At 69.2% G+C, this 26,955-nt stretch carries 30 protein-coding genes and 1 tRNA gene; 7 read left to right on the forward strand and 24 right to left on the reverse strand.

The features are described from left to right. Positions 1-169 precede the first annotated feature (169 nt). The 8 genes from ORI60_RS43575 to ORI60_RS43610 form a co-directional block, all read right to left on the reverse strand. Positions 170-724 (reverse strand): hypothetical protein, encoded by a 555-nt coding sequence (locus ORI60_RS43575; protein ID WP_266043865.1) that lies wholly within the window; start codon positions 722-724, stop codon positions 170-172. 89 nt (positions 725-813) lie between these two features. Next, positions 814-1,188 carry a cupin domain-containing protein gene (locus ORI60_RS43580; RefSeq protein ID WP_030481326.1) on the reverse strand — a complete coding sequence of 125 codons (375 nt, stop codon included), beginning with the start codon at positions 1,186-1,188 and terminating at the stop codon, positions 814-816. Positions 1,189-1,282: 94 nt separating this feature from the next. Beyond that, positions 1,283-1,876: a hypothetical protein gene (locus ORI60_RS43585; protein ID WP_266043866.1), complete on the reverse strand. Its 594-nt coding sequence runs from the start codon at positions 1,874-1,876 to the stop codon at positions 1,283-1,285. 250 nt (positions 1,877-2,126) lie between these two features. Then, positions 2,127-2,199: transfer RNA gene (locus ORI60_RS43590), tRNA-Ala, on the reverse strand. Positions 2,200-2,256: 57 nt separating this feature from the next. Then, positions 2,257-2,979 carry a gephyrin-like molybdotransferase receptor GlpR gene (glpR, locus tag ORI60_RS43595; RefSeq protein WP_266043867.1) on the reverse strand — a complete coding sequence of 241 codons (723 nt, stop codon included), beginning with the start codon at positions 2,977-2,979 and terminating at the stop codon, positions 2,257-2,259. A 156-nt stretch (positions 2,980-3,135) separates the two neighbouring features. After that, positions 3,136-3,789, reverse strand: a complete 654-nt coding sequence (locus ORI60_RS43600) for a GNAT family N-acetyltransferase (protein WP_266043868.1) — start codon at positions 3,787-3,789, stop codon at positions 3,136-3,138. Further along, a complete protein-coding gene (gene glp, locus ORI60_RS43605; protein ID WP_266043869.1) occupies positions 3,786-5,009 on the reverse strand; it encodes a gephyrin-like molybdotransferase Glp in 1,224 nt (407 codons plus the stop codon). Before glp ends, ORI60_RS43600 begins: the two co-directional genes overlap by 4 nt. A gap of 17 nt (positions 5,010-5,026) precedes the next feature. Beyond that, entirely contained in the window at positions 5,027-5,911 is an 885-nt protein-coding gene (locus tag ORI60_RS43610; RefSeq protein ID WP_266043870.1) for a UTP--glucose-1-phosphate uridylyltransferase, read from the reverse strand. A 38-nt stretch (positions 5,912-5,949) separates the two neighbouring features. Here ORI60_RS43610 and ORI60_RS43615 point away from each other — a divergent pair, with 38 nt between their 5' ends. From ORI60_RS43615 to mscL, 4 genes are all read left to right on the forward strand, one after another. Continuing rightward, complete coding sequence (locus ORI60_RS43615; protein WP_266043871.1) at positions 5,950-6,516, forward strand: 5-formyltetrahydrofolate cyclo-ligase; 567 nt, start codon at positions 5,950-5,952, stop codon at positions 6,514-6,516. A 94-nt stretch (positions 6,517-6,610) separates the two neighbouring features. Then, positions 6,611-6,919 carry an FmdB family zinc ribbon protein gene (locus ORI60_RS43620; RefSeq protein ID WP_266043872.1) on the forward strand — a complete coding sequence of 103 codons (309 nt, stop codon included), beginning with the start codon at positions 6,611-6,613 and terminating at the stop codon, positions 6,917-6,919. Between the two features lie 71 nt (positions 6,920-6,990). After that, on the forward strand, positions 6,991-7,545 hold the full coding sequence (locus ORI60_RS43625; protein ID WP_266043873.1) for an SAF domain-containing protein: 555 nt from the start codon (positions 6,991-6,993) through the stop codon (positions 7,543-7,545). After that, entirely contained in the window at positions 7,545-7,985 is a 441-nt protein-coding gene (gene mscL / locus ORI60_RS43630) for a large-conductance mechanosensitive channel protein MscL (protein WP_266043874.1), read from the forward strand. Before ORI60_RS43625 ends, mscL begins: the two co-directional genes overlap by 1 nt. Before the next feature lie 613 nt (positions 7,986-8,598). On the opposite strand, the gene ORI60_RS43635 is transcribed toward mscL, so the two are convergent. From ORI60_RS43635 to ORI60_RS43670, 8 genes are all read right to left on the reverse strand, one after another. After that, a complete protein-coding gene (locus ORI60_RS43635) occupies positions 8,599-8,778 on the reverse strand; it encodes a hypothetical protein (RefSeq protein ID WP_266043875.1) in 180 nt (59 codons plus the stop codon). After that, positions 8,765-9,265, reverse strand: coding sequence for a MogA/MoaB family molybdenum cofactor biosynthesis protein (locus tag ORI60_RS43640; protein WP_089909148.1), 501 nt, complete (start codon positions 9,263-9,265; stop codon positions 8,765-8,767). Before ORI60_RS43640 ends, ORI60_RS43635 begins: the two co-directional genes overlap by 14 nt. A gap of 5 nt (positions 9,266-9,270) precedes the next feature. Beyond that, the gene (locus tag ORI60_RS43645; protein ID WP_266043909.1) at positions 9,271-10,131 is read right to left on the reverse strand and encodes a sensor histidine kinase; all 861 of its coding nucleotides are present in this window, start codon (positions 10,129-10,131) and stop codon (positions 9,271-9,273) included. 23 nt (positions 10,132-10,154) lie between these two features. Then, entirely contained in the window at positions 10,155-10,841 is a 687-nt protein-coding gene (locus ORI60_RS43650) for a response regulator transcription factor (protein WP_266043876.1), read from the reverse strand. A 169-nt stretch (positions 10,842-11,010) separates the two neighbouring features. Then, entirely contained in the window at positions 11,011-12,513 is a 1,503-nt protein-coding gene (locus ORI60_RS43655; RefSeq protein ID WP_266043877.1) for a S1C family serine protease, read from the reverse strand. Between the two features lie 51 nt (positions 12,514-12,564). Further along, on the reverse strand, positions 12,565-13,653 hold the full coding sequence (gene galT, locus ORI60_RS43660; protein ID WP_266043878.1) for a galactose-1-phosphate uridylyltransferase: 1,089 nt from the start codon (positions 13,651-13,653) through the stop codon (positions 12,565-12,567). Next, positions 13,650-14,447, reverse strand: coding sequence for a DeoR/GlpR family DNA-binding transcription regulator (locus ORI60_RS43665; protein WP_065914902.1), 798 nt, complete (start codon positions 14,445-14,447; stop codon positions 13,650-13,652). Before ORI60_RS43665 ends, galT begins: the two co-directional genes overlap by 4 nt. A 1-nt stretch (position 14,448) precedes the next feature. After that, complete coding sequence (locus tag ORI60_RS43670; protein ID WP_266043879.1) at positions 14,449-16,431, reverse strand: beta-galactosidase; 1,983 nt, start codon at positions 16,429-16,431, stop codon at positions 14,449-14,451. A gap of 306 nt (positions 16,432-16,737) precedes the next feature. Here ORI60_RS43670 and ORI60_RS43675 point away from each other — a divergent pair, with 306 nt between their 5' ends. Genes ORI60_RS43675 through ORI60_RS43685 form a run of 3 tightly spaced genes read left to right on the forward strand, consistent with a single transcriptional unit; the run spans position 16,738 to position 19,831 of the window. After that, positions 16,738-17,982 carry an ABC transporter substrate-binding protein gene (locus tag ORI60_RS43675; protein WP_266043880.1) on the forward strand — a complete coding sequence of 415 codons (1,245 nt, stop codon included), beginning with the start codon at positions 16,738-16,740 and terminating at the stop codon, positions 17,980-17,982. Continuing rightward, entirely contained in the window at positions 17,979-18,932 is a 954-nt protein-coding gene (locus ORI60_RS43680) for a carbohydrate ABC transporter permease (RefSeq protein WP_266043881.1), read from the forward strand. The genes ORI60_RS43675 and ORI60_RS43680 overlap by 4 nt, the downstream gene beginning before the upstream one ends. Continuing rightward, positions 18,929-19,831, forward strand: coding sequence for a carbohydrate ABC transporter permease (locus ORI60_RS43685; RefSeq protein WP_266043882.1), 903 nt, complete (start codon positions 18,929-18,931; stop codon positions 19,829-19,831). Before ORI60_RS43680 ends, ORI60_RS43685 begins: the two co-directional genes overlap by 4 nt. A gap of 60 nt (positions 19,832-19,891) precedes the next feature. Here ORI60_RS43685 and lepB read toward each other — a convergent pair whose 3' ends face one another. From lepB to ORI60_RS43725, 8 genes are all read right to left on the reverse strand, one after another. Further along, on the reverse strand, positions 19,892-20,752 hold the full coding sequence (gene lepB / locus ORI60_RS43690) for a signal peptidase I (protein WP_266043883.1): 861 nt from the start codon (positions 20,750-20,752) through the stop codon (positions 19,892-19,894). Between the two features lie 9 nt (positions 20,753-20,761). Beyond that, positions 20,762-22,147 (reverse strand): sensor histidine kinase, encoded by a 1,386-nt coding sequence (locus tag ORI60_RS43695; protein ID WP_416234595.1) that lies wholly within the window; start codon positions 22,145-22,147, stop codon positions 20,762-20,764. Beyond that, entirely contained in the window at positions 22,144-22,839 is a 696-nt protein-coding gene (locus ORI60_RS43700; RefSeq protein ID WP_090065467.1) for a response regulator transcription factor, read from the reverse strand. The genes ORI60_RS43695 and ORI60_RS43700 overlap by 4 nt, the downstream gene beginning before the upstream one ends. 81 nt (positions 22,840-22,920) lie before the next feature. Next, positions 22,921-23,532, reverse strand: a complete 612-nt coding sequence (locus tag ORI60_RS43705; protein ID WP_266043884.1) for a trimeric intracellular cation channel family protein — start codon at positions 23,530-23,532, stop codon at positions 22,921-22,923. A gap of 21 nt (positions 23,533-23,553) precedes the next feature. After that, positions 23,554-24,537, reverse strand: a complete 984-nt coding sequence (locus ORI60_RS43710; RefSeq protein ID WP_266043885.1) for a nucleotidyltransferase domain-containing protein — start codon at positions 24,535-24,537, stop codon at positions 23,554-23,556. A 54-nt stretch (positions 24,538-24,591) separates the two neighbouring features. Then, positions 24,592-25,755: a GNAT family N-acetyltransferase gene (eis, locus tag ORI60_RS43715; RefSeq protein WP_266043886.1), complete on the reverse strand. Its 1,164-nt coding sequence runs from the start codon at positions 25,753-25,755 to the stop codon at positions 24,592-24,594. A 4-nt stretch (positions 25,756-25,759) separates the two neighbouring features. Then, complete coding sequence (locus ORI60_RS43720; RefSeq protein WP_266043887.1) at positions 25,760-26,575, reverse strand: 3-hydroxyacyl-CoA dehydrogenase family protein; 816 nt, start codon at positions 26,573-26,575, stop codon at positions 25,760-25,762. Then, positions 26,572-26,889 carry an EthD family reductase gene (locus ORI60_RS43725; protein WP_266043888.1) on the reverse strand — a complete coding sequence of 106 codons (318 nt, stop codon included), beginning with the start codon at positions 26,887-26,889 and terminating at the stop codon, positions 26,572-26,574. Before ORI60_RS43725 ends, ORI60_RS43720 begins: the two co-directional genes overlap by 4 nt. Between the last annotated feature and the right edge of the window lie 66 nt (positions 26,890-26,955).

A 26,955-nucleotide genomic window follows, 5' to 3' on the forward strand; every position in this document is an offset into this window, starting at 1 on the left:
GCAACCCTTTCCTTGATCACCGCGTTGTACCTCCGTCCGGCACGCGTTGAGCCTCTTGGCTCTTACACGTTGCGATGGACGGCTCCGTTGACAGGAGTCGCCCGTTCTGCACGTTTCGTTATCGGAGGCAGGACGGACGGACACCTGGCAAACGGGTGGAAATACGACGTCAGCCGTCGTGAACCTGGTGATCGGAGAAGGTGCGAGAACTGCCTCGGCCCGATGACGCGCCGGCATTCCGACCGGCCGGATCGGGTGCCGCCGGCAGGTCACCGAGGCCCGCGAGGAACTCGACGGTCCACAGGTGCCGCGCGGCGGGGTTGCGCTCGGTGTGGGAGTCGCCGAGGCCGTAGGTGGCGACGCGGGTGTTCTGCTGGTCGTGCATCTCGACGGTGATCTGCGAGCCGAGCAGGCCCTTCTCACCGGGTGCGCAGGCCAGTTCCAGGCGGGTGCGGATCCACTGCGGCTCGGTGGCCGGGTCCGCTTCGAGTTCCTCGGAGACAGCGGTGCAGGCCGTGCCGTGGGCACGGAAGGTCAGGGCGGCCCGGAAGACGACGAGCTCACCGGCCGTGCAGCCGGTGAGAACGCGCGCTTCTACAGCTGTCTCCGTGCTGGAGACGACAGGACGGGCGGCCGTGCACCGGGCGGCAGGGGCTTCGGTCGACGCCGCTGCACCGCTGGAGGTGACGGCCCCGAGTAATAACGCGGCGACCACAGATCTCATGGGAGAAAACTATTTGCGGACGCCGCGTTGATCACTCAACTTCACCCCATAGATGGGTGAGCACCAAAAACGTTGCGAGCATTGACCTCTCAGTGGTCGTGGTGGTCGTGCTCGGGAGCGAACGGCTGGTAGACGTAGAACATCGTGACCGGCTCGTCGCCCGCGACAGTTTCGTGGTCGACACCCGGCGGAACGAACGCGTACGAGCCCGCCGTGGCCTCCACTCCGCCGATGCTCACGGTGCCGTCGATGACCCACGTGTGCTGCGTCGCCGACGGGTGGTTGTGGCCGACGTCGCGCGCGCCCGGCGCCATCTGGATCAGGCCGACGATGGTGTCGCCGCTGGGCGACTTCCACAGCAGCTTGTTCTGCAGCCGTTCGTCGCCGTGCAACGGGAACGCCTTCAGCTGGGCGAGGGCTTCGGCGGACAGGACCGTGACCTTGTCCTGCGGCACGTCGCTCATGGGAACAGCCTTTCGGGAGCCGAACGAGCTTTACTGCCGTTATATAGGCAAAAGGGCCGTCCACATTACTGCGGACGGCCCTGAACCACTCAGTTCAGCTGCATTTGGTCTCACCGTTGAACAGCAGGAACGTCGTCAGCTTCCCGTCGGTGAAGTGGAAGCTCAGCACGACGCCCTGCTGATCGGGCACCGGCACCTCGAAGCCCTTGCCGTCCTTGTCCACCGCGTTCGGGTAGGCCGCCTTGAGCTGCTCGACCGTGGCGCCCTTGCCGATGTTCTTCGCCGTCGTGGCGCCCGGCGGCGGCACGATCATCCGGATCTTGTCGCCGGCGAACAGGACACCGCCGTTGGCCTCGCGCGCCTCGGCCCGCGCGGCGATGCGCTTCGTGGACTCCGCGGAGAGCTCTACCGCCTTGGCGCCCGCCTCCGCGGCCGCGGCGAGCTTCGCGGCGTGGGCGGCGTACGCCGCGGCGCCCGCGTTCGTTCCCGGTGCGGGACCGACGGCCGCGTCGGCGTCGTCCGCCGCTTTCTGCGCGGCCTGGTACTTCTGCTCGATCTCGGCGTCTTCTGCGAGCTGCTTCGGATCGGGCGCCGGCGCGCCCTGGTAGCGGTAGTCCTCGCAGTCGCCGGTCTTGCCGGCGGCGGTCGCGGCGAGCTCACCGGTGGCGAGGGCGTCCTGTTTGGACATCCCCGGCTTCAGCCCGCCCCAGCCCGTGACGTCGAAGTGCTTCTCCTACGTCGTCGTCGCCTGCTGGTCCCCCGACCCCGGCGAACAACTGGCGGCGGCGAGTGCCACCGCCACGACGAACAGAGCTTTCAATCCCCCAAGATTGTTCACGCGCAGAAGATATCCGGCGTCGCAGCAACAGCCGAACGAGTTTCGACCACGCAAAAGAAGAGAGCCGGTGGTCGCTATGACCACCGGCTCTCTTCTTACGTGGAGCTGAGGGGAATCGAACCCCTGACCTTCTCGATGCGAACGAGACGCGCTACCAACTGTGCTACAGCCCCTTGCGGTGTTACGAGAGAACTATAGCAGTCCCGGAAGGGGTGTTTCACCACCCCCTCCTAAGCTCCGACAGCACCTCGGTACCGCAGCGACTCCAGTCCGTCTAACTCGACGAACACCGGGTCCTCGTCGTCCGAGTCGACCGGGATGGTGCCCGGCAGCACGCGGTGTTCGAAGCGCGGCAGCGGCGGCAGCGCAGGCCCGTCGTCGACGACCTCGACCTGGGTGGTCTCGGACTCCTCGGCGGCCTGCTGCGGGACCTCGGCGACGGCGGCCGGGGACTCCTGCTGCTGGTGCTGCGGGCCCGTCGCACGGCGGCGGCGCACCTGCTGCAGGCGGGCGAGCCGGCGGCCGCGGATTTCCTCCTCGATCCGCACCTGCCGGCGCAGGTACGTCAGGTACCCGACGAGCAGCAGGTCGAGCGCGGCGTGTCCGTACCAGAGCTTCGCGTAGAACACCCCGGCGACGATTCCCGACACCACGGCGGCGATCAGGAGGAACGCCACCACTCTGCGGCGGAACGCGTACTTCGCCTGCGCCACCAGCGCGGCGGTCTCCGGGTCGTAGCCACCGCGGCCACGCCGGAACGGACGCTCGACGTACTCCTCCTCGTCGAAGTAGTCGTCGTCGATGTCGTGGATGTCGTCGTACTCGGCGTCCGGCATGGCGTCGTACTCCTCCCCCACGCTGCGCGCACTCTCCTGGCGCTTGCGGGCCAACATGGGGACGAGGACCACGAGCCAGGCGACGACCAGCGCAACGATGATCAGCGAACTCGGCATTCCCCGTTCACCTCCCCCGGCCCACGCGTGGTGCTGTCAACCACGCTAGTCACAACAGTCACACCTGTCTCGGAGGCACGCCGAACTCGGTGCGTACCAAAGTGTGGTGTATCACCCACTTTTGGGTGAAGTGATTACGGCAAACGGAAGCGATCGTCAGGGAAGACGGGCCTCTCCGCGTGCGACCAAACGGCGCACTAGGCCATCCGGGACCTCTTCGGTCGTGAGCGCGAAGCAGAGGTGGTCGCGCCACTGCCCGGCAACATCCAGATAACGCTTGAAGAGGCCTTCCTCGCGATACCCGGACTTCGTGAGCACGCGGATCGAGGCGCCGTTCTCAGGACGGACGGTGGCTTCGAGCCGGTGCAGACCAGCGCCCCGGAAAGCGTGATCGGTGAGCAACGCCACGGCAGCCGTTGCGACGCCGCCTCCCGCCCGATCAGCGGCTACCCAATAGCCGATCCACGCGGACAGCAACGAGCCGCGCACGATGTTGCCGACCGTGATCTGACCGGCGACCTCGCCGTCCACGAGGATCATGAACGGCAGCGTGGTGCCGCGCCGAGCCATGCCGCGCAACGACGACCACTGCGCGGGCCAGGACAGCGTCGCGTTGCGCTCGTCCCAGCCCTCCAGCGCCGTCGGTTCCCATTGTTCGAGGTAGGCGCGGTCGCGGATGCGCAGCCTCGACCACTTACCGCCGTCGAACAGCCTCGGCCCGCGCAGCTCGACGGTTCCCGCGCGCACCTGGAGAGGCCCAAGCCGGACCGGCCAGCCGGGGTGTCTGCCCAGATCGGCGAAAGCGCTCATCCACGCTGCGCAAGGAAGCTGACCAGCACCTCTGCACCGACGGAGACCTCGGTGACGTCCTCCTCGACCATGATCAGGCAGTTGGCCTCGGCCAGTGACGCGAGCAGGTGCGACCCGGACGTGCCGAGCGGCTGCACCAGGTACTCGCCGTTGTCCGCGTCGCGCAGCAGCTGGCCGCGCAGGAAGCCCCGGCGGCCCTTGGTGGACTGCAGCGGCGACAGCAGGCGTGCGCTGACGGCGCGCCGGTACGGGTTCTTCTTGCCCAGCGCGGCCCTGATCAGGGGCCTGACCAGCACCTCGAACACGACGAGCGCGCTCATCGGGTTCGCGGGCAGCAGGAACGTCGGCACGGCGTCCGGGCCGAGCCGGCCGAAGCCCTGCGCGGAGCCGGGGTGCATGCCGACGCGGGTGACGTCCATGTCGCCCAGGTCCGCGATCGCGGCCCTGACCTCGTCGCCGACCGAGCCGCCCACGCCACCGGCGATGACGACGATCTCGGAGAGCAGCAGCCTGCCCTCGATCACCTCGCGCAGCCGGCGCGGGTCGGTCGACATGATGCCGACCCGGCTGACCTCGGCGCCCGCGTCGCGCGCGGCGGCGGCCAGCGCGTACGAGTTCACGTCGTAGACCTGGCCCTGGCCGGGCGTCCGGTCGACGTCGACGAGCTCCTCGCCGAGCGAGATCACAGACACGCGCGGACGCGGGTGCACGAGCACCTTGTTGCGTCCGACGGCGGCCAGCAGACCCACCTGAGCCGCACCGATGGACGCGCCGCGGCGGACGGCGACGTCGCCGGTCTGCACGTCCTCGCCGGTGCGGCGGACGAACCCGGCGGACGGCACGCTGCGGTTGACCGTCACCTTGGCCTGGTGGCCGTCGGTGTACCCGAGCGGCACGACCGCGTCGGCCAGCGTGGGCAGCGGCGCGCCGGTCGCGATCCGCACGGCCTGGCCGGGCTGCAGCCTGCGCGGCTGCCGGGAGCCGGCCGCGATCTCACCCACGACCGGCAGCTGCACGGGGCTCGCGTTCGCGCCGGAGACGTCGACGCTGCGCACCGCGTAGCCGTCCACGGCGGCCTGGTCGAAGCCGGGCAACGCGCGTTCCGCGACGACCTCCTCCGCGCAGAGCAGGCCCTGCGACTCGGAGATCGCCACCCGCACGGGTGCGGGCCGCACAGCGGCCGCGATCACCCGAGCGAGCTGCTCGTCCACTGACCTCATGTGATTGGTCCTCGCGCTCAGGAGTTGTCGAGGCGTTCCCGCAACCACTCACGCAGATCGGGTCCGTACTCCGGGGTGTTGAGTGCGAAGTCAACCGCAGCCCGCAGGAATCCGGCGGGATTGCCGAGGTCGTGTCGCCCGCCGCGGTGGACCACGACGTGCACCGGGTGACCCTCGTTGATCAGCAGTGCGATGGCGTCGGTGAGCTGCAGCTCGCCGCCGGCGCCGGGCGTGATGCGCTTGAGCGCGTCGAAGATCGCCCGGTCGAGGAGGTAGCGCCCGGCCGCCGCGAAGGTCGACGGAGCGTCCTCCGGCTTCGGCTTCTCGACCATGCCGACGACCTGCTTGACGTCGTCGCTGCCGGTGTCGCGGACGTCGAACACGCCGTACGCGGAGATCTGCTCACGCGGGATGTCGAACGCCAGCAGGACGCTGCCGCCCTTCTCCTCGCGGACCTTCGCCATCTTCTTCAGAGCGTCGGTCGGCAGGATGATGTCGTCGGGCAGCAGCACCGCGACGGCCTCGTCCTCGCCGGTCAGGTTGCCCTCGGCGCAGCCGACGGCGTGGCCCAGGCCGAGCGCCTGCTCCTGGATCGCGGTCTCCGCCTTGATCAGCTTCGGAGCGCGCTGGATCTTCTCGACGAGGTCGGCCTTGCCGCGCGCGGCCAGCGTCTCCTCGAGTTCGGGGTTCGCGTCGAAGTAGTTCGCGACCGCTGCCTTCTCCGGCGACGTCACGATGACCAGCTTCTTCGCGCCGGCCTCGGCCGCCTCGCGCGCCACGTACTCGATGGCGGGGGTGTCGACGAGGGGCAGCAGTTCCTTCGGCACGGCTTTGGTCGTCGGGAGGAAACGGGTGCCCAGACCGGCCGCGGGCACGATAGCGGTGTGGAAGGCGCTGCTCATGGGCTGCGATGCTAACGACATACCGGGGGATACCCATCATGACGTCCGATCTTCGTGACCGTAAGGCCACGTTGCGTTCACGGTTGCTGGCCGCACGGCGCTCCCTGCCTGCCGAGGTCCGCGCCCTCGAAGCCGCCGCGCTGGCCGCGCACGTCGCCGCTCTGGACGTCACGCCTGATCAGACCGTGTGCGCGTTCCTGCCGGTCGGAACGGAGCCCGGTGACGCGTCGTGGCTCGACGGGCTGCGGTGCCGGGTGCTGCTCCCGATCGTGACAGGCGACTCGCCGCTGGACTGGGCGGTGTACGACGGCCCGTCCGCGCTCGCGCCCGCCGGGTTCAGGCTGCTGGAGCCCACCGGTCCCCGGCTCGGCGCCTCGGCGATCGCTGGAGCCTCGCTGGTGCTCGTGCCCGCGCTGGCCGTGTCGGTGGACGGGGTGCGGATCGGGAAGGGTCAGGGCCACTACGACCGCTCGTTGCCGCTGGTCACAGCCCCGCTGATCGGTGTGGTGCGGGACTGCGAGGTGCTCGCCGAGGTGCCCGGCGAACCTCACGACGTGCGGATGAACGGCGTGATGACCCCCTCGGTGGGCCTGCGATGGCTGTGACTTTGACCTGGCATGTTTGCGCTCCGGGAAGGTCCTGGGCGAAAATCGTGTTGGCACTCACAACGGTCGAGTGCCAGAGCTAGGAGCAAACCCAGTGCCTACGTACCAGTACGCCTGCACCGCGTGTGAGCACCGGTTCGAGGCGGTGCAGTCGTTCAGCGACGCCTCCCTCACCGAGTGCCCGGAGTGCTCGGGCAAACTGCGCAAGCTCTTCGGCGCCGTCGGCGTCGTCTTCAAGGGCAGCGGTTTCTACCGCACGGACAGCCGGTCGGGCTCGTCCAAGAGCACGTCGTCCACGACGTCCTCTTCGGACTCGAAGCCGTCCGAGAAGAAGTCTTCGGACACGAAGTCCTCATCGGACTCGAAGTCCTCGACGAGCGCTCCGGCGGCCGCCGCGTCCTGAAGATCGCGAGTTGTCCACAACTTGCGTCCAGCCCCGTCCACCCCGCCTCCGACCGCCCTACGGTCGGAGGCATGAACCTTTCCACCACCGCCCTGGACCGGGTCCGCACCCTGACGCGCCGCCGCCCTTCCGTTGCGTGGCGCCGATTTCTGGCCCTGGGCCTGGCTCTGGCCGGCCTGTCGACGTTCTTCTGGCCCGACGTGGGCCATCCGGCGGTGGTCGCGGCGCGTGATCTGCCGGCAGGCGTGTCGTTGTCCGCCTCCGACCTCCGGCTGGTCTCGCTGGCCTCACCCGTACCGGGGACCTTTCCCGACTCCGCCGAGCTGGTGGGCAGACCGCTGGCGTCCCCGGCGCGCGCAGGCGTCCCGTTGACGGACTTCGACCTCGCGAGCACCTCGGAAGATCAGGCGTCGGTCGCCGTCCGGGTGGCTGACCAGGGCCTCGCCGACGTGGTGCGGCTGGGCAGCCGGGTCGACGTGGTGTCGTCGTCCGGCGAGGTGCTCGCGGAGAACGCGGCGGTGCGCGAGACACGCGGCCAAGTCGTCGTGCTCACGTTGCCGAGACTTAATGCAACTCGCGTGGCCGCGATGTCACTGGATCATGCATTAGCCGTTACTCTCCGCTGATGCTGAAGGGATTCAAAGACTTTCTGATGCGCGGGAACGTCGTCGACCTGGCTGTGGCCGTGGTCATCGGCACGGCGTTCACCGCGATCGTCACCGCGTTCACCACGAGCCTCATCAAGCCGCTCATCGCTTCGCTCGGCAGCACCGAGACGAAGGGCCTGGGCTTCTACATCCGGTCAGGCAAGGAGGACACGTACCTCGACTTCAGCAACGTCATCAACGCCGCGATCAACTTCGTGATCGTGGCCGCTGTCGTCTACTTCGTCCTGGTGCTGCCGATCCAGAAGATCCAGGAGCGCCGCAAGAGGGGCGAGGAGGCCGGCCCGTCCGAGCCGACGAACGTCGAGCTGCTGATCGAGATCCGCGACCTGCTCGCCGCACAGCAGCAGACCACCCCGGTGCAGAACACGGCGCCGGACCGCCGCGGTCCCGCGATCTGATCTCCACCCGTCCCCGCCGAGACGAAGCGCGCACCCGCCGCCTGACCGCGGTCCCGCGCGCTTTGTCCTGGCCCAGCGGCTGGTTGCACGGCGAGCTTGCTCGGCGGCACGTGTGCTGAAGCTCCCAGGGCCTAGAAGTCCTTTGAGCGCGACGCGTCACCGCGATTCGTGCGTCGAGCGCAGGCGGCAGACCCGAACGGCATCGCCGCGACCGCGTCGAGCGGCCCGCACGTCAGAACGGTCAGCCGCCCCGAGCGCTCAACGAGGCGACCGGCCAAGCATGTCCACTCGATGCCGAGGTGGATCGCGTCTGCGGTCACGCCCGGCAGATCGAACGCCAATCGGCACCGCCACCACCGCGTCGAACAGCCCACACGCCAGAACGATCAGACCGCGCCGGGCGCTCGACCGAGCACGTTGCACTCGACGCCAAGGGCGATCGCGTCCGCAGGCACGCCCGGTCGGGCGAACGCCAGGACGAACCACGTTCTGCGATGTCAGCGCGCCACCAACCCTGCCAGGCCGTTCAGCCACACCGGCATAGCTGACTGAGCCGACGCAGAGCTGACTGAGCCGACTGAGCCGCCCGAAGGCAGCACCCGCCACGCCCGCGTCAACCGCCGTGATGCGGCGGCCTGTTCTCCCGGTACCAGGCTTCGCGGTCGTCCGGGGAACCCCCGCCGCCGCGCTCGTCCGACGTCGTCTCCGGGAGCACGTCGCCGAACACCTCGGCCAACCGACGACGACGCGCTGCGTCGTCGTCGGCCGGCTTCGGCGACTCACTCTTCGTCAAGACCGCTCAGCTGTTCGATCACGTAGGGGACCAGGGCCGACAGCGTCGCCATGCCGTCGCGGACCGCGGAGCGCGAGCCCGCGAGGTTCACGACGAGCGTGCTGCCGGAGACGCCGGCGAGGCCGCGCGAGATGCCCGCGTCGACCGCCCCCGCGGCCAGCCCGGACGCCCTGAGGGCCTCCGCGATGCCGTGGATCGGCCGGTCGAGCACGCCCTGCGTGGCGTCGGGAGTGACGTCGCGCGGGGACACACCTGTGCCGCCTACGGTGACCACGAGGTCGACGCCACCGATGACGGCCGTGTTGAGAGCGGCCCGGATGTCGACCACCTCACCCTCGACCGCGACGGTGCCGTCGACGATGAAGCCCACTTCTTCCAGAAGTTCGGTGACGAGAGGCCCGGAGTTGTCGTCCTGCTCGCCGTGCGCCACCCGGTCGTCCACGATCACGACCAAAGCGCGGCCAAGGCGCTGCGCGCTGCGTTCCATACCGATCACCGTAGCGGGAGTCTGACTTCGAAGCGGCAGCCAGGACCGTGGTTCTGGACGCCGACTCGCCCGTGGTGCGCGTCGACGAGGCCTCGCGCGATGGAAAGGCCCAGTCCGGCACCGGACGGATTGCGCGCCGACGAGCCGCGGAACCCCACGTCGAAGACTTGTGGCAGCACGTCATCGGGTATGCCGCCGCACGCGTCGTCCACCCGCACCACCGCTTCGGGTCCGTCCACATCGACCTGGACGGCCACCGTGCCGCCCTCCGGTGTGTGGCGGATGGCGTTGGACACAAGGTTGCGCACGACACGCATCAGTTCCGGATCGGAGCCCTTCACGACCGGCCACGCGCGGGCGTCCGCGCGCAGCTCGACTCCCTCGCGGGCGGCGACCGGGCGGGACGCGGCGACCACGTCGCTGACCACGTCGGCCAGGGCCACGTCGTGCATCGGCAGGTTCAACGCGCCCGCGGTGATCCGCGAGAGCTGGAACAGGTCGTCCACCAGCTTCGAGAGGTGGTCGGCCTCCAGAGCGATCTGCTTGGCGTAGACGGCGACCTCGCCCGGCTCGGAGACGACCCCGTCCTCCAGCGCCTCCGTCATCGCCCGGATGCCGGCCAGCGGCGTCCGCAGGTCGTGGCTGATCCACGCGACCAGCTGCCGCCGCGCCGACTCGGCCTCGCGCTCCCACATGGTGCGCCGCGCGATCGCCCGGCCCAGCATGATCGAGAACGGCACGGTGACCAGCCCGACGACCAGGCACGCCATGAGCGTGGCGTTGAGCATCGGCGTGAACATGAACCCGCTGACCACCAGCACGCCGGCGATGGTCGCGACCACCGGCACGATGACCATGACGGTCATCGCGGTGGTGAGGGAGACGCGGCTCAGTCGATCGAACACGGGTCGTACCTGTAGCCGACGCCCCACACCGTGCTCAGCCGCCGGGGCTTCGCAGGGTCTTCCTCGATCTTCTCCCGCAACCGTCGCACGTGGACGGTCACGGTCGACTGGTCGCCGAACTGCCAGCCCCACACCCGCTCCAGCAGCTCAGCCCGCCCGAACGCCTTGCCCGCGTTGCCGATGAAGAACGCCAGCAGGTCGAACTCGCGGGTCGTCAGCTGCAACGGCCGACCGTCCAGCGTCGCGGTGTGCGCGGCCACGTCCAGCACGAGGTTCCCGTCCCGCACCACCCGAGGCTCGTAGGCCCGGTGCGCCCGCCGCAGCACCGACGAGACGCGCAACGCCAGCTCACGCGGGCTGAAGGGCTTCGTGACGTAGTCGTCCGCGCCGATCTGCAGCCCGGCGATGCGGTCCTCTTCCTCGCCCAGCGCCGTCAGCATGACGACGGGCGTGCTCCCGCGCTCCCGGATCCGCCGGCACACCTCGAGACCGTCGATGCCCGGCAACATCAGGTCCAGCACCACGATGTCCGGCTCACTGGCCCCCATCAGCCGCAGCGCCTGCTCCCCGTCACCGGCGAGCTCGACCTCGTACCCGGCGTGTTCGAGGTAGCGGCGCACCACGTCGCGCACCGTCGTGTCGTCGTCGACGACCAGGACCCGTTCCACCACGTCACCACGCTAAGCCACGAACGCCCGCACGGCCCCCATCTGTCACGAGGACGTAAGAAGAGGCCCCTTCCTGTGTGCGGGGCAGGTGCGCACAGGAAAGGGCCTCTCCGGGGTCGTCACGCTCGGTTTCCGGCGGGCGGCGGATGCCGGACACCGAGCGTCCCCCGACCTATCCCACCTCGACGCCGTCGAGGGTGGCTTCCACCGTCCTGTTGTCGGACAGCGTGATCGTGACCTTGTCGCCGGGAGCCTTGGACCGGACGGCGGCCACCAGCGTGTCCGACTCGTCGATGCGGCGGTCACCGAACTTCGTGATCACGTCGCCGGCCTTGAGCCCGGCCTTCTCCGCGGCACCGCCGGAGGTGGTCTCGGTGATGCGGGCGCCCTGCTCGGTCGACTCGACCTTCACGCCGAGCACGGTCTGCTTGGGCTTGCCGGTCTTCACGATCTCGTCGATCGTGCGGCGGGCCTGGTCCATCGGGATCGCGAAGCCGATGCCGACCGATCCGGCCTGGCCGCCCGCGGAGTTCGGGCTGTAGATCGCGGAGTTGATGCCGACGACCTGGCCCTGCATGTTCACCAGCGGCCCGCCCGAGTTGCCGGGGTTGATCGCGGCGTCGGTCTGGATGGCGTTCAGCACGGTCGCCTGCGAGTTGCGGGCGTCGCCGCCGGCCGAGACCGGGCGGTTGACCGAGCTGACGATGCCGGAGGTGACGGTGCCGGACAGTTCGAACGGCGAGCCGATCGCGACGACGCCCTGGCCGATCTTCATGTCGCCGGAGTTGCCGAGCTGCACGACCGGCAGGCCGGAGACGCCGTCGGCCTGGATGACGGCGATGTCGGAGCTCGGGTCGCGGCCGAGGATCTTGGCGGACGCGGTCCTGCCGTCCTGGAACACGACTTTGATCTCACCGCCGGAGGCTGCGCCCTCGATGACGTGGTTGTTCGTCACGATCTGGCCGTTGCCGGAGATGACGAAGCCGGAGCCCTCGCCGGCGCCGGACCGGGTCACGACCTGGATCTGGACGACGGACGGCAGCAGCCTGTTCGCCACGTCCTCGACCGAGCCCGCCGGGGCGTTGCTGGTCTGGGAGGCCGGGCGGGGTGTGTCGAGGGAGCTCACGGACGACGACTCGTTCGCGAAGGTGTAGCCCAGGTAGCCGCCGAGGCCACCGGAGAGCCCGCCCACGAGCAGCACGAGTGCCGCGACGCCCGCCACGACCTTTCCGCGGCCCTTGGGGCGCGGCGGGACGGGCGGCGGCGGGTAGCCGGGCGGGAGGTAGTACTGGCCCGTCTGCGGTCCGGTGAACGGGGCGGAGTGCGGCTCCGCGCCGAACTGCGCAGTCGTGGCACCGAGGCCGAGCGGGTGAGGTTGGCCGGACCCTGGGGGTGGAAGCTGCTGGCCGGGTCCGGACCCGCCGAGCTGCGCCTGACCCGCGTCAGGTGCGGGCACCTGCGGCTGGGCCGAAGAGTAGGAAGCGGGCACGTCGCCCAGGCCCGCAGGGGCGTCGTGTGCCCCAGCCTGGCCGGATCCCCCCTGCAAAGGATCCGGCTGGCCGGGATCCGGCAGCGACGGGCCCTGCTCCCGTGCGCCGGAGTCTGTCTGACCGGCGCTCGTCGGCACGGAGCGGGACTCTTCCGGCTGCGGCGCTGGCTTGTTGCTCTCGGTCATGGACACAGTCTGTCGGCTCGTCCTGAGAGAACCCTTAGACCAGCCTGGGAGCTAGTTGTGTGTTCCCCGGAGGCGCTCGGCGATCTGCTCGGGCGTCACGTCGTTGATCCACACGGCCTCACCGGACTCGGAGCCCGCGAGGTACTTGAGCTTGTCCTTCGTCCTGAGGACGGAGAAGACCTGCAGGTGCAGCCACATCTCGTCGCGGCCCGCGTTGACCGGCGCCTGGTGCCAGGCCGCGATGTAGGGCAGCGGCCGGTCGTAGAGCGCGTCCAGGCGGTGCAGCACCTTCAGGTAGAGCGACGCGAAGTCGTCGCGCTCCACAGAGGACAGTGTGGCGATGTCGGGCACCTGGCGCCGCGGTGCCAGCACGACCTCGACGGGCCAGCGGGCGGCGGCGGGCACGAAGGCGACCCAGTGCGGGGACTCCTCGATCACGCGCGCGCCCGCGCGCAGCTCGGCTTCCAGCACGTCACCGAACAACGGGCGCCCGTGCTCCGCGTAGTAGTCCAGAGCCGCGTTGAGCATCCGTTCGGTGCGCGGTGTCACGAACGGATAGGCGTAGATCTGGCCGTGCGGGTGCGAGAGCGTCACACCGATCTCTTCGCCGCGGTTCTCGAACGGGAAGACCTGTTCGACCCCTGGCAACGTTGACAAGTAGGCGACGCGGTCCGCCCAGGCGTCCACGACGGTGCGCACGCGCGACTCGGAGAGCTCGCCGAACGACTTGTTGTGGTCCGACGTGAAGCACACGACCTCACACCGCCCACGGCCCGGCGCCCGCGCGAACAGCGACTCGCCATCCACAGTGGACGGCACGTCCGGCACGTTCTGCGCCAGCGAGGGGAACCTGTTCTCGAACACCACGACGTCGTAGTCGGCCTCGGGGACCTCCGTGGGCCGGCCCGGTGTCGACGGGCACAGCGGGCAGAGGTCCGCCGGCGGCTTGTACGTGCGCGTCTGGCGATGAGCCGCCATGGCGACCCACTCGCGGGTCAACGGGTCCAGCCGGACTTCGGACATCGGCTGCGTCTCGGGAAGGTCCCGGGTGTCCACCGCAACTCTCGGTGGCGCCTCAGCGCTGTCGTCGAAGTAGATGATCTCCCGGCCGTCCGCCAGCTTTCCCGCGGTACGCCTCACGCCAACTCCTCGCCACTTCCCGGAACATGAGCCAACACCAACTCGCCGACCTGTTCGGAGAGGATCGCCCGCGCGTCGTCCGGCAAACCCTCGTCCGTCACCAGGACGTGCGCCTCGTCGAGGTCCGCGATCGTGGAAATGCCGACCGTGCCCCACTTCTCGTGGTCCGCGACGACGACGACGCGGCCTGCCGCGTCGACGAGCGCGCGGTCCGTCTCACTCTCGTTGAGGTTCGGGGTCGTGAACCCGGAGCGCTCGGCCATGCCGTGCACGCCCAGGAACACCACGTCCAGGTGCAGCGACCGCAGCGCCTGCACGGCCACGGGGCCCACCAGCGCGTCGGACGGCGTGCGCACGCCACCGGTCAGCACGACCGTGCGGTCGGTGCGCCCGCTCTGCTGCAGCACGTCCGCGACGCGGATCGAGTTCGTGACGACGGTCAGGTCCGGGATGTCGTCGAGGAACCGGGCCAGCGTCCAGGTCGTCGTGCCGGCGGACAGGCCGATGGCGGTGCCGGGACGCACGAGGCCCGCGGCGGCGGCCGCGATCGCCTCCTTCTCGGGCAGCTGCCGCACCGACTTGGCCTCGAACCCCGGCTCGTCGGTGGAGCGCCCGACGACGGACGTCGCGCCGCCGTAGACCTTCTCCACCAGGCCGCGGGCGGCGAGCACGTCGAGGTCGCGGCGCACGGTCATGTCCGAGACGCCGAGCCGCACGACGAGGTCGCTGACGCGCACCGCACCCGTACGACGGACCTCTTCGATGATTACCGCTTGCCGCTGACGTGCCAGCACCTCACACCTCTTCCCTGAGGACGACGACGTCCCCGGCTCGCACGGTGAGGCGTCCGGAGACCTGCGCGCCGGACAACACGTCGACACCGGACGCCTCGACCTGCACGTCGGTGCCGGTGTGGTTGACGGCGAAGAGGAACGATACGTCGCCCTTGCGCCGCACGAGCTCGATCGGCGAAGGCGACACCGCGACGCCCGCGCCGGAAAGCGCGTTTTCCACCGTTCGGCCGAGACCGGCCTCGTCGAGATCGCACGCCACGTACCAGGCGACACCGCCGCCGAACGCGTTGCGCGTCACCGCCGCGACGCCGGGCAACGGCCCGTCCGCATAGGAGACAACGGTGTCAGCGGTGCGGGTGTGCAGGTGCTCCGTCCACAGCGAGGCGGTCGAGCCGTCGGTCAGCGAGACCGTCTCGTTCTCCCGCAGGGGGTGGAACTCCTCGGACCAGACGCCCAGCACGTCCCGGAACGCGCCGGGGTACCCGCCGAGTCGCACTCGCGTGTACTGGTCGGCGACACCGGACAGGTAGGTGACCACGACGTGGCCGCCGCCCGCGACGTAGTCCGCGATGACGGCCGCGTGCGCGTCGGACACGGCGTAGAACGCCGGCACGACCACCAGCGAGTACTTCGAGAGGTTCGTGCCCGGCGCCACGAAGTCGACGGTGACACCGGCCTGCCAGAGCGCCTTGTAGTAGCCGAGGACGTGCTGCCAGTAGTCGAAGTCGTTGGTCGGGTGGGCGTCCTGGCGCAGTGCCCAGCCGGACTGGAAGTCGAACAGGATCGCCACCGACGCGTCCACGGTGGTACCGACGACCTCGGCCAGCTTCGCGTACTCGGCGCCGACCTCGCAGACTTCGCGGTACACCTTGGTGTCCGTGCCGGCGTGCGGGACCATCGCCGAGTGGTAGCGCTCGCTGCCGCCGCGAGACTGCCGCCACTGGAAGAACAACGTGCCGTCGGCCCCGCGCGCGATGTTCTGGTACGAGTGCCGCCGCTGCTCCCCCGGCAGCTTGGCGATGTTGCGCCGCTGCCAGTTCACCGCCGACGTCGAGTTCTCCATCAGCAGCCACGGCTTGCCGCCGGCGAGGCCGCGCACGAGGTCCGCGGACATCGCGAGCTCGATGTGCCGGTCCGGCGACTGGGCCTCGGTGTAGTGGTCGTTCGAGACGAAGTCGACCTCGCGGGCCCACTTCCAGTAGTCGAGGTCGCCGAACGTCCAGTTGACCATGAAGTTCGTGGTGATCGGCACGCCGGGCGTGATCATGCGCAGCACGTCGCGCTCGGCCTTGTACAACTCGAGGATCGCGTCGTCGGAGAACCTGTCGTAGTCCAGCACGTGCGCCGGGTTCGCGAACGTCGGCGTCACGCGCGGGGGCAGGACCTGTGCGAAGTCGGTGTAGCCCTGGCTCCAGAACGCCGTCGACCACGCGTCGTTGAGCTGGTCGAGCGTGTAGCGGCTCGACAGCCACTCGCGGAACGACGCGGCGCACGTGTCGCAGTAGCAGCGCTTCACGTGGCACGCGTACTCGTTGCCGACGTGCCACGCGGCCAGCGCGGGGTGGTCGCGGTAGTGCGAGGCCATCTCGGCCGCGAGCGCCGTCGCGCGGTCGCGGTAGATGGGCGACGACGGGCAGTACGCCTGCCGAGAGCCGTGTGAGAGCCGCACGCCGTCCGCGCGGACGGGCAGCATCTCGGGGTACTCGGTGGTGAGCCACGGCGGGGGCGCGGCGGTCGCGGTCGCGAGGTCCACGCGGATGCCGCCGGCGTGCAGCAGGTCCATCACGCGGTCGAGCCAGTCGAACCGGTACTCGCCCTTGCTGACCTCGATCTTCGCCCAGCTGAAGATGCCCAGGCTGACCATGGTCACCCCGGCGCGGCGCATGAGCTCGACGTCCTCGGCCCAGACGTGTTCGGGCCACTGCTCGGGGTTGTAGTCAGCCCCCCAGCCGAGGCCGGGCAGGTCTGTGGGCCATGTCGTCACGGGCGCAAGCGTGGCCGACAACAACCCCCAACGTCAACACAAGCAAACACAACTTCGCGTTGGGGTCTGTTCGGCCTTCGACCGGGACAAGTACCGGGAAACGCCGCACACGTGGCTGTGCTGCGGTTTAACAGCTCCGTAACGGGACTTGACAGGATGTGTGCCTGGGACCACATTGTGCGCAACTTTGTTGGAGTCCTGTTCGGTTCGCACGAGCGAGTGTCACCTGTAGGAGCGATGATGGTTCTGCACACGCCTGGTTCCACTCCGTTACCGCATTTCGGTCGGCGAACGATGCTGCGGGCGATGCTGGCCGGAGCCGGCGTCGCCGCGACCGGCGGGCTGCTGTCCGCGTGCGGCGGCGGTTCGGGCACGGGCGGTGACTCGAAGGTCGTCACCTTCGGCAACAACCTGTCCGACCAGGTGCCGAAGGACGCGATCACCGCGGCGGTGAAGGCCTTCGAGGCCCAGTCCGGCGGACTGTCCGTCACGATCAACACCAAGCAGCACGAGCAGTACCAGGAGCAGATCAACAACTACCTGCAGGGCAAGCCGGACGACGTGCTCGCGTGGTTCGCCGGCTACCGCATGCGGTTCTTCGCCGACCAGGGCCTCACCGGCGACCTCAGCGACCTCTGGGGCAAGGTCGGCGGCAACTACTCCGACGCGCTCAAGCAGGCGTCGACGGGCACGGACGGCAAGCAGTACTTCGTGCCGTTCACCCAGTACGCGTGGGGCATGTTCTACCGCAAGAGCCTGTGGCAGGAGCGCGGCTACGCGGTGCCGAAGACGCTCGACGAGCTCGTCGCCCTCTCCACGAAGATGAAGGCCGACGGCCTGGTCCCGATCGCCTTCGCGCAGAAGCAGGGCTGGCCGGCCATGGGCACGTTCGACCAGTTGAACTTCCGCATCAACGGCTACCAGTTCCACGTGGACCTGCTGGCGGGCAAGGAAGACTGGCAGGACAAGCGCGTCAAGGACGTGTTCGACACCTGGAAGCGGCTGCTGCCGTTCCACCAGGAGAACGCGCTCGGCCGCGAGTGGCAGGAAGCCGCGCAGTCGTTGCAGCAGAAGAAGTCCGGCATGTACCTGCTGGGCGCGTTCGTGGGCCAGCAGTTCCCGGACGCGGACAAGGCGGACCTGGACTTCTTCCCGTTCCCGGAGATCAACCCCACGCACGGCATCGACACGGTCGAGGCGCCGATCGACGGGTACATGATGGCGAAGAAGCCGTCCAACTCCGAGGGCGGCCTGAAGCTGCTGGAGTACCTGTCGTCCGCCGAGCCGCAGCTCGCCTACCTCAAGGCCGACCCGACCGCGGTCGCGACCAACCAGAAGGCGGACCAGTCGAGCTACAGCCCGCTGCAGAAGAAGGTGGCGGACACCATCAAGAACGCCAAGCACATCACGCAGTTCCTCGACCGCGACACCGACCCGGGCTTCGCGAGCGAGGCCGCCACCAACGGTCTCATCGCGTTCATCAAGGACCCGAACAGCGTCGACTCCGTGCTCAAGGGCATGGCTGACCAGGCGAAGAACATCTTCAAGTGACCGCGTTGCAGGAGAAGCCGAAGGCGGTGGCCCCCAGCGGGCCGCCGCCTCGTCGGCGTGGAAAGCGTGCCACGGCCCTCGCCGGCACGGACAAGCTCGTGCTGGCGCTCATGCTCGGCATCCCCACGTTCGTGCACCTGCTGTTCGTGTGGATCCCGACGCTGGGCTCGGTCGCGTTGTCGTTCAGCAGGTGGAACGGCATCGGCGGCTTCGAGGACATCGAGTGGATCGGTGTCGGGAACTACGTCGAGATCTTCACCGAGTACCCGCGGTTCTGGCCGGCGGTGCAGCACAACCTGATCTGGTTGCTGTTCCTGCTGGTCGTGCCGACCTCGGCGGGTCTGCTGCTCGCCGTGCTGCTGGACCGCGAGCTCCGGTTCAGCCGGATCTACCAGAGCGCGCTGTACATGCCGATGGTGCTGTCGCTCGCGCTGGTCGGGTTCATCTGGCAGCTGATCTACACACCGGACGGCGGCCTGCTGAACTCGGTGCTGGGCCTCGACAAACCGGTCGACTGGATCGGCGACTCGGACATCAACCTCTACGCGGTGATGGTCGCGGCGGCGTGGCGGCACACCGGCTACATCATGCTGTTGTACTTGGCGGGCCTGAAGTCGGTGGACCCGGCGTTGAAGGAAGCCGCGTCGCTCGACGGCGCCTCCGCCTCCCAGACGTTCTTCCGCGTGACCTTCCCGGTGATGAAGCCGGTGAACATCGTGGTCGCCGTGGTGACGGTGATCGAGGCCCTGCGGGCGTTCGACATCGTGTACGTCATCAACAAGGGGCGCAACGGTCTGGAGCTGCTGTCGGTGCTGGTGACCGACAACATCATCGGTGAGGCCTCGCGCATCGGCCGCGGTTCCGCGGTAGCGGTGATCCTGCTGACGATCTCGCTCGGCGTCATCATCCCGTACCTGTACCAGGTGTTCAGCAAGGAGAACCGGACGTGACGGCCACGCTGGAACGGCCTTCGGTGCCGGTGAAGAAGACCAGGCCAGTCACGCCGGCGCGGATCGCGCTGCACGTCTTCCTGGTCCTGACGTGCCTGATGACGCTGGCTCCGCTGCTGTGGGCGGTCTACGCGTCGCTGCGGACGTACGACGACACGTCGGTCAACGGCTACTTCTCCATCGCGAAGTCGCTGACGTTCGAGAACTTCGCGAAGGCGTGGGAGATCGGCGACCTGCCGCACTTCTACTGGAACACGTTCCTGATCACCGTGCCCGCCCTGCTCGTCACGCTGCTGCTCAGCTCGATGGTGGCGTTCGCGGTGTCGCGGTTCAGCTTCAAGTTCAACATCGCGCTGCTGATGCTGTTCACCGCGGGCAACCTGTTGCCGCAGCAGGTGATCGTGACGCCGCTGTGGCGGCTGTACCGGCTGATCGAGCTGCCGGCGTGGATGTCGGAGAGCGAGTCGCTGATCGACTCACCGCTCGGCGTCATCCTGATCCACATCGCGTTCCAGATGGGCTTCTGCACGTTCGTGCTGTCGAACTACATGAAGACCATCCCGTACGAGCTGACCGAGGCCGCCAGGGTCGACGGGGCGTCGGTGTTCCGGCAGTACTGGCAGCTGACCCTGCCGTTGTGCCGGCCGGTGCTCGCCGCGCTGGCGACGCTGGAGTTCACCTGGATCTACAACGACTTCCTGTGGGCGTTGGTGCTGATCCAGGACGGCGACAAGATGCCGGTCACCTCGGCGCTGCAGAACCTCAAGGGCACGTTCTTCACCGACAACAACCTGATCGCCGCGGGGTCGTTGCTGGTCGCGCTGCCCACGCTGGTGGTGTTCTTCGTGCTGCAGCGGCAGTTCGTGGGCGGACTGACGCTGGGGTCGACGAAGGGCTGAGAGCGAGGAACGGAAAAGGGGCGAGGTGCCGAGCACCTCGCCCCTTTCGCGTGCTTGTCGCTACTGCCCGCCGGTCTGCGGGTTGTAGTCGGAGATCGAACCCCAGCGCCCGACGGGGATCACGATCACGCGGGCCTTGCCCACGACGTTGTCGATCGGGATCGCGCCGTCGGCGGGCGTCGGGTCGCCGTGCTTGCGCGAGTCCGACGAGTTGTTGCGGTTGTCGCCCATCACCCACAGCTTGCCCGCGGGGACGGTGACCTTCTCGAACGAGTCCTGCTGGCGGGGGCCGCCGCCGAAGTTCAGGTACGGCTCGTCCAGCGGCTTGCCGTCGACGAGGACGCGGCCCTGTTCGTCGCAGCACTCGACGGTCTGGCCGCCGACGGCGATGACGCGCTTGATGAAGTCCGTGCCGCTGGGCTCGGAGAGGTTCACCATCGAACCGAGGTCCTGCAGCGTGCCGACCACGAAGTTCGGGGGCTGCTTGCCACCGGTCCAGTTCGGCGGGCCGCGGAAGACGATGACGTCGCCGGGGCGCGGGTCGTTGAACAGGTACGTGATCTTCTCGACCAGCACCTTGTCGTTCACGCAGCCCGTGCAGCCGTGCAGCGTCGTCTCCATCGAGGCCGATGGGATGACGAACACGCGCGCGACGAACGTCTGGATGACGACGGTCAGCAGCAGCGCGACGCTGAAGATGACCAGCAGCTCTTTCCAGAACGGCTGCTTCTTCTTCGGCTTCTTCTTGTGGAACCTGGGCGCCGGGTCGTCCTCGTAGGCGGAGGAACGCGACGAGCGGTCCTCGTACGACGAAGCGGACGAACCGGACGTCGAGAAGCGCGACGTGGGTTCGGGGCCGTCTCCGGAGGGAGGGGTCGTCTCCCAGGTCGACGAAGAATCGTCGTTCACGCGATGACTCACATGCCCACCTTACGGACGTCCGGGTAGGCGCAACGTGAACAGGGCCCCGCCCTCGGGGGCTCTGCCCGCCGTGGCCGTGCCGCCGTGCCGTTGCGCGACCTGCTTGACGATGGCGAGTCCGAGACCGGAACCCGGCAGGGTCCGCGCCTCGGTCGAACGGTAGAACCGCTCGAAAACGTGAGGTAGATCGGCGTCCGCGATGCCGGGACCCGCGTCCGCGACCTCCACCACGGCGCTGCCGTCGCCGATCTGACGGAGGTTCAGCCGCACCGCCGAGCCCGCGGGACTGAACTTCACCGCGTTGTCGAGCAGGTTCAGCACCGCGCGTTCCAGGGCGCTGGAATCACCCAGAAGTGTCCACGGTTGCAGCTGCACGTCGAACGTGACGTTCGAGGCGCGGCGGCGCGCGCGGTCCAGCGACCGCTCCACCACCTCGTGCAGGTCGACCGGTTCGTGGATGACCTGCGGCGCGTCCTCGCGGGCCAGTTCGACCAGGTCGCCGATGAGCGTGGTCAGCTCGTCGATCTGGGCGCGCACGTCCGCCTGGATCTCCGTCTTGTCCTCCTGGGACAACGTCGGGGCGTCCGGGCGTTCCGAGGCGAGCAGCAGCTCCAGGTTCGTGCGCATGGACGTCAGCGGCGTGCGCAGCTCGTGGCCCGCGTCGGCGACCAGGCGGCGTTGCCGTTCCTGGGACTCGGCGACGGCGCCGAGCATCGCGTTGAAGCTGTGCGTCAGCCGCGCCAGCTCGTCGTCGCCCGCGACCGGGATCGGGGTCAGGTCACCCGTGTTCGTGACGCGTTCGGTGGCTTCGGTGAGCCGCTGCACGGGCCGCAGACTCGTACGTGCCACGGCCGTGCCCGCGATGGCCGCGAGCAGCACGCCGGCGCCGCCGATCAGCAGCAGGACCACGCTGAGCTTCGCGAGCGTCGTCCGCTGCGGCACCATCGACTGGGCGATGATGATCGCCTGGCCCGGCTGGTACGCGACGGCGATGACCCGCGTCTCGGTCTTGTGGTCGGTCCAGATGACCTCGGGCCGGTCGCCGTCCGCGACGTCCCAGGCCTCCTGGACGCTGGGCGGCGGGGTGGAGTCCTTCGGGTAGATGATCTTCCCGGGGTCCGCCAGCAGCACGCCCATCTTCACGTCGCCCGCCGCGAGGAACGCCGCCGGGTAGTTCGCGACCTCGTCCGGCGTGGTGACCTTCGTGCCGTTCGCCACCGTGGCGGCCCGCTGGCGCAGGCCGTCGTCGAGGGCGTCGTACGTGCTCTTGCGGACGACCATGTACGCACCGAGAGACACCAGCGCGACTGCTCCGGCGACGCAGAAGGCCGCGAGCCAGGTGACGCGCGCCCGCAACGACGCCCGTTGCAGACGTCCCTGTGGTTCAACGATCACGGAGGGGTCTCCCGCAGGACGTAGCCCACCCCGCGCACCGTGTGGATCAGCCTCGGCTCGCCCTCCAGCTCCGTCTTGCGGCGCAGGTATCCCACGTAGACCTCGAGAGCGTTGCCCGATGTCGGGAAGTCGTATCCCCACACGTCCTCCAGGATGCGGCTGCGGGTGAGCACCTGGCGCGGGTGCGCCAGCAGGAGCTCGAGCAGCGCGAACTCGGTGCGGGTGAGACTGATCGGACGCTCGCCGCGGCGGACGTCCCTGGTGGACGGGTCCAGCTCCAGGTCGGCGAACTTCAGCACGGCGGCGGACTGCTTGGCCGCGTCGTCGTCGTGGGCGGCCCTGCGCAGCAGCGCGCGCAACCGGGCCAGCAACTCCTCCAGCGCGAACGGCTTGGGCAGGTAGTCGTCGGCGCCGGCGTCCAGCCCGGACACCCGGTCGCTCACGGCGTCGCGTGCGGTCAGCACGAGGATCGGCAGGTCGTCACCGGTGCTGCGCAGCCTGCGGCACACCTCGAGGCCGTCGAGGCGGGGCATCATCACGTCGAGCACCATCGCGTCCGGCCTGGCGGCGGTCACCGACTCCAGGGCCTGCATGCCGTCTCCGGCAGTCTCGACCTGGTAGCCGTTGAACTGCAGCGAGCGGCGGAGTGACTCCCGGACCGCCCGATCGTCATCGACAACGAGGATGCGCATGGGGGCAGTCTTGCCGAGGGATCTGAGAAGTGCCTGAGAAGGGCCCTAACTGCAGGTGTGAGTACTGCGTTAGTTTCCCGGCTAGCCCTCCAGGCCCCTGGCGACGGGCGCGTTCCACTTCCGCCAGAGCGCGATCAGCCTGATGGTGATGATCAGCGACGCACCGGTCAGCGAGACCAGGCCCTTCGGCAGCCCTGCCCATTCGCCCAGCGCCACGACGACCGCGCCGCACAGCGCTGCCACGGCGTAGATCTCTCTCTTCAGGACCAGAGGGATCTCACGGAGGAGCACGTCACGGACCGCGCCACCACCGATCCCCGTCGTCATGCCGATGAGGCACGCCGCGTAAGGGGTCGCGCCAAGAGCCAACGCCGTCGAGGTGCCGGACGTGACGAACAGGCCGAGGCCCACGGCGTCGAGCAGCAGCACGCTGCGGCGGAGCTTGGCGACGTGCGGGTGGAACCAGAAGACGATCAGGCCCGTACCACCCGCGACCAGCAGGTACGGCCAGTTCCGCAGGCTCGTCGGCGGGTGCACGCCGAGCAGCACGTCGCGGATGATGCCGCCGCCCAGCGCCGTGGTGAGCGCCAGGATGATCACGCCGAACACGTCGAGGCGAGCGCGGACCGCGGCCACCGCTCCGGAGGCGGCGAAGACCGCGAGACCGATCAACTCCAGGACGACGAGCAGCACGAACGCAGAGACTAGTGCTGGTCAGCGGGGCGGCGCCGCGCGGCGGTAACCGGCGTCCAGCCGCCCGCCCGCGGACACCAGGACGGCCTCCACGACGGCGATGAACCGCTCGGCGCCCTCGCCCCGCACCAACGCCCGGTAGGCGTCCACGAGCTCGTCCTCCTTGGCGTCGCGCAGCCGGCGCAGCAGCCACTTGCCGTGCCCGAGCCACCGGTTCTGCATGACGAGCGCGAGCTCTCCCGCGCAGCTCAGCAGCCGTGCCGCGACGAACAGGCGCTCGTCCTCGTCCCGTGCGCCGATCAGGTCCTCGAGCAGGTCCGTGGTGCCGTAGCGGCGGTCCTCCAGCTCGGTGGCGGTCGCGAGAGGAGGGCCCGCGTCGAGCAGGACGCGTGCCTCGGACCTCATGCGCTGACCGGTGCCGTCGGCGTCGAGCATGAGGAACCCCTCGGCGCACATGTTCAGCAACGGAGGGCGCCGGCCCTCGGTGTCACGGGCCACGAAGTCCTGGAACGACTCGATCGTGTGACAGAACAGCTCGACCGGCCAGCCGCGGTACCGCAGCGTCTCGCGGAACGCGCCGGGAAGGTCGTCGACGATCACGACGATGTCCAGGTCGGAGTTCGCCGTGTAGTTGCCCGCCGCCACGCTGCCGCCGAGGAACGCCGCCCTCGCGAGCGGGTACTTGACGTCGAGGAAGTCCCGCGCGACCTGCACCGGGTCCTTGTCCCAGTCCAGCGGGTGGCCGGTGACGTAGTAGTCCTGCTCGGGGTCCAGCGGGCCCAGCACGTGCTCGACGCGCGGCCGGATCGCGGGGAGCACCTCGTGGAGGTCCACCAGCCACGGGTTGTCCTCGGCGTCGAAGAACGGCCTGATCGCCAGGAACTGGGCTCGTGAGATCTCCCGCACGCTGACCGGTGACCCGCTGCGCCGCTTCGCGTAGCCCTTCAGGCGCCAACCCATGTTGTCGCCGTAGGCATGCCTGACCTCGTCCTGGTCCCCTGCCATCCGTCCATTGTGACCGACGCACAGGTGGGAGTCCCGTGATGAAACACCCGTTCGTCAGAAGAAGTCCGCGAGCCGGGGTGTGCCGGGCGAGGCGGTGAGCTGGTCGAGCACCACCGCGTCGGCCGGGTCGCCCTCCAGCAAACCCGCACGTCGCAACGCATGCGTGTTCTGCGCGCCGGAGAACCACGGTCCGAGCGCCCGTGCGTGCAACCGCACCGCGCCCGTACCACCTGGTTCGACGCGCACGGAGCCGTCCTCCACGACGAGGCGCTGCAGACCCGCGTGCCACGGCGCGTGGTCGTCGACGACCTCCAGGTCCACTGCTGCGTTCGCGAGGCGCGGCCAGCCCCGCGCGGCCACGGCGGCGGGCAGGTCGACCACGCGTTGCATCCACGTCGAGGTCCACACGGAGTAGCGCAACGGCGTACCGCCCAGGAGGTTCACCGTCGCCGGGTCGGTGATCCGCAGGTCGACGGCTTCGAGGAGGCCCGCCCACGACGCCAGCGACGCGAGCAGGGTGAGCTGGGCCTCGACGTCGACGCCGATGAGGTCGTGCACCTTGAGCCGGCCCATGTCACCGCCGGGCTCGCGGGTGGCCGTCAGGTAGCCGCGCAGGCCGTTCGGGCCGGGCAGCACGCTGACCAGGTCCATCTCCAGGACCTTGTCCAGCTCGAACCGCGGCGGCCTGCGGTCGGCCATGCCGTCGATCGTCCGCGCCACCTCGAGGTAGCACTCGTGCAGGGCCGGGAGGTCGCTCTTCTCCGCCGGGCGCGAGGGAATCGGCTCGGCGGGTTTCGGAACGGAGAGCAGCCTGTCCATCGGCAGCTCGACCCACTCGAAGACCCCGGCGCGTTCCCAGCCGCGGCGCCGGTACAGCGTCGGCACGGTCGCGTAGAGCGCCGAGAGCGGCTGGCCGTGCTCGCGCATCGTGGTGAGCGCGGCGTCGAGCAGCGCGTTCGCGATTCCGCGGCCGCGGTAGGCCCCGTCGACGGCGACGCCGCCGATCCCGCCCATGGGAACCGCGGCGCCGCCGTAGAACTGCGCGTAGGAGCCGATGCCGAGCACACCCGCGACCCGGCCGTCGATCTCGGCGAGCAGCCCGTGCGAACCCGGCCTGAGCAGCGGCCCCGACGGCTTGGTCCCGTTGAACGCGACCTTGCGGAGCCGGAACACGGCGTCGCGGTCGTCCTCGGTGAACTCGCGGATGTGCACGGACACCTATCTACCAGGAAAAGAAGCCCTGGCCGGTCTTCTTCCCCAGTTCGCCGCGAGCGACCTTGTCCCGCAACAGCCGCGGGGGCTCGAACCGCGGCCCCAGCTCGGCCGCGAGGTGCTCGGCGATCGCCAGCCGCACGTCGAGGCCGACCAGGTCGGTGAGCTCCAGCGGGCCCATCGGCCAGCGGTAGCCGAGCTTCATGCCGGTGTCGATGTCCGCGGCGGAGGCAACACCCTCCTCCAGCATGCGGATCGCCTCCATGCCCACCGCGACGCCCAGCCGTGAGGTCGCGAACCCAGGCGAGTCGCGCACCTCGATGACGGTCTTGCCCATCTGCTCGGCCCAAGTCCGCGCCTTGGCGACGTTCGCGGGGTCGACGCCCTCGTGGTGGACGAGCTCGACGAGCTGCTGCACCGGGACCGGGTTGAAGAAGTGCATGCCCAGCACGCGTTCGCCGGGCAGGCCGGCGGCGATCTCCGAGATCGACAGCGACGACGTGTTGGAGGCGAGGACCGCCCGCGGGCACTTCTCGGCCGCGGACCCGAGGACCTTCTGCTTCAGCGGCACGTTCTCCGGCACGGCCTCGACGACCAGCTCCGCGTCCGCCGGCGGCTCGGCCGTGCTCAGGTTCGCGAACACCGCGTCCGCGTCGGCGAGCTTGCCCTTCTCCTGAGCCCTGCCGAGCGAACGCCGGACCGCCTGACTGCCCTGTTCGGCGCGTTCGGCGTCGGCCTCCGACAGCGTGACCTCGTGGCCGTGCGCGAGCAGGAGGTGCGCGATGCCCGCGCCCATCGTGCCGCCACCGATGACCACGGCCTTCACGAAACCACCTCGGCGCTGAACATGGCGACGAGCTCCATCCCGCCGATCTCGGCGAGGTTGGCACCCGAGGTGGCCCATTCCGGCGACTGCAGGACGGCCTTGAACGCCTCATGGGACTCGAAGTACATCTCCGCGATCAGGTGCGGCTCGTTCTCACCGAGGAAGCCCGCCAGGAACACCTGCTGCACCTTGGCGACCTCGGCGCGGACCAGTCCGGGAACCGAGTTCACGATCGGCAGGTGCGACTCGAAGTACTTCTGGTCGAAGCCCTCGGGGTCGGCGGGCTTCTTGTACAGCGCGATGTACTTGATCATGTGACACCATCCTCCTCGACTCGCCGAGCACTGTAACGCCCAGGCCGCTCGCGGAGCTGAGGCACG

The organism is Lentzea sp. NEAU-D7, assembly GCF_026242055.1.
Classification (GTDB): Bacteria; Actinomycetota; Actinomycetes; order Mycobacteriales; family Pseudonocardiaceae; genus Lentzea.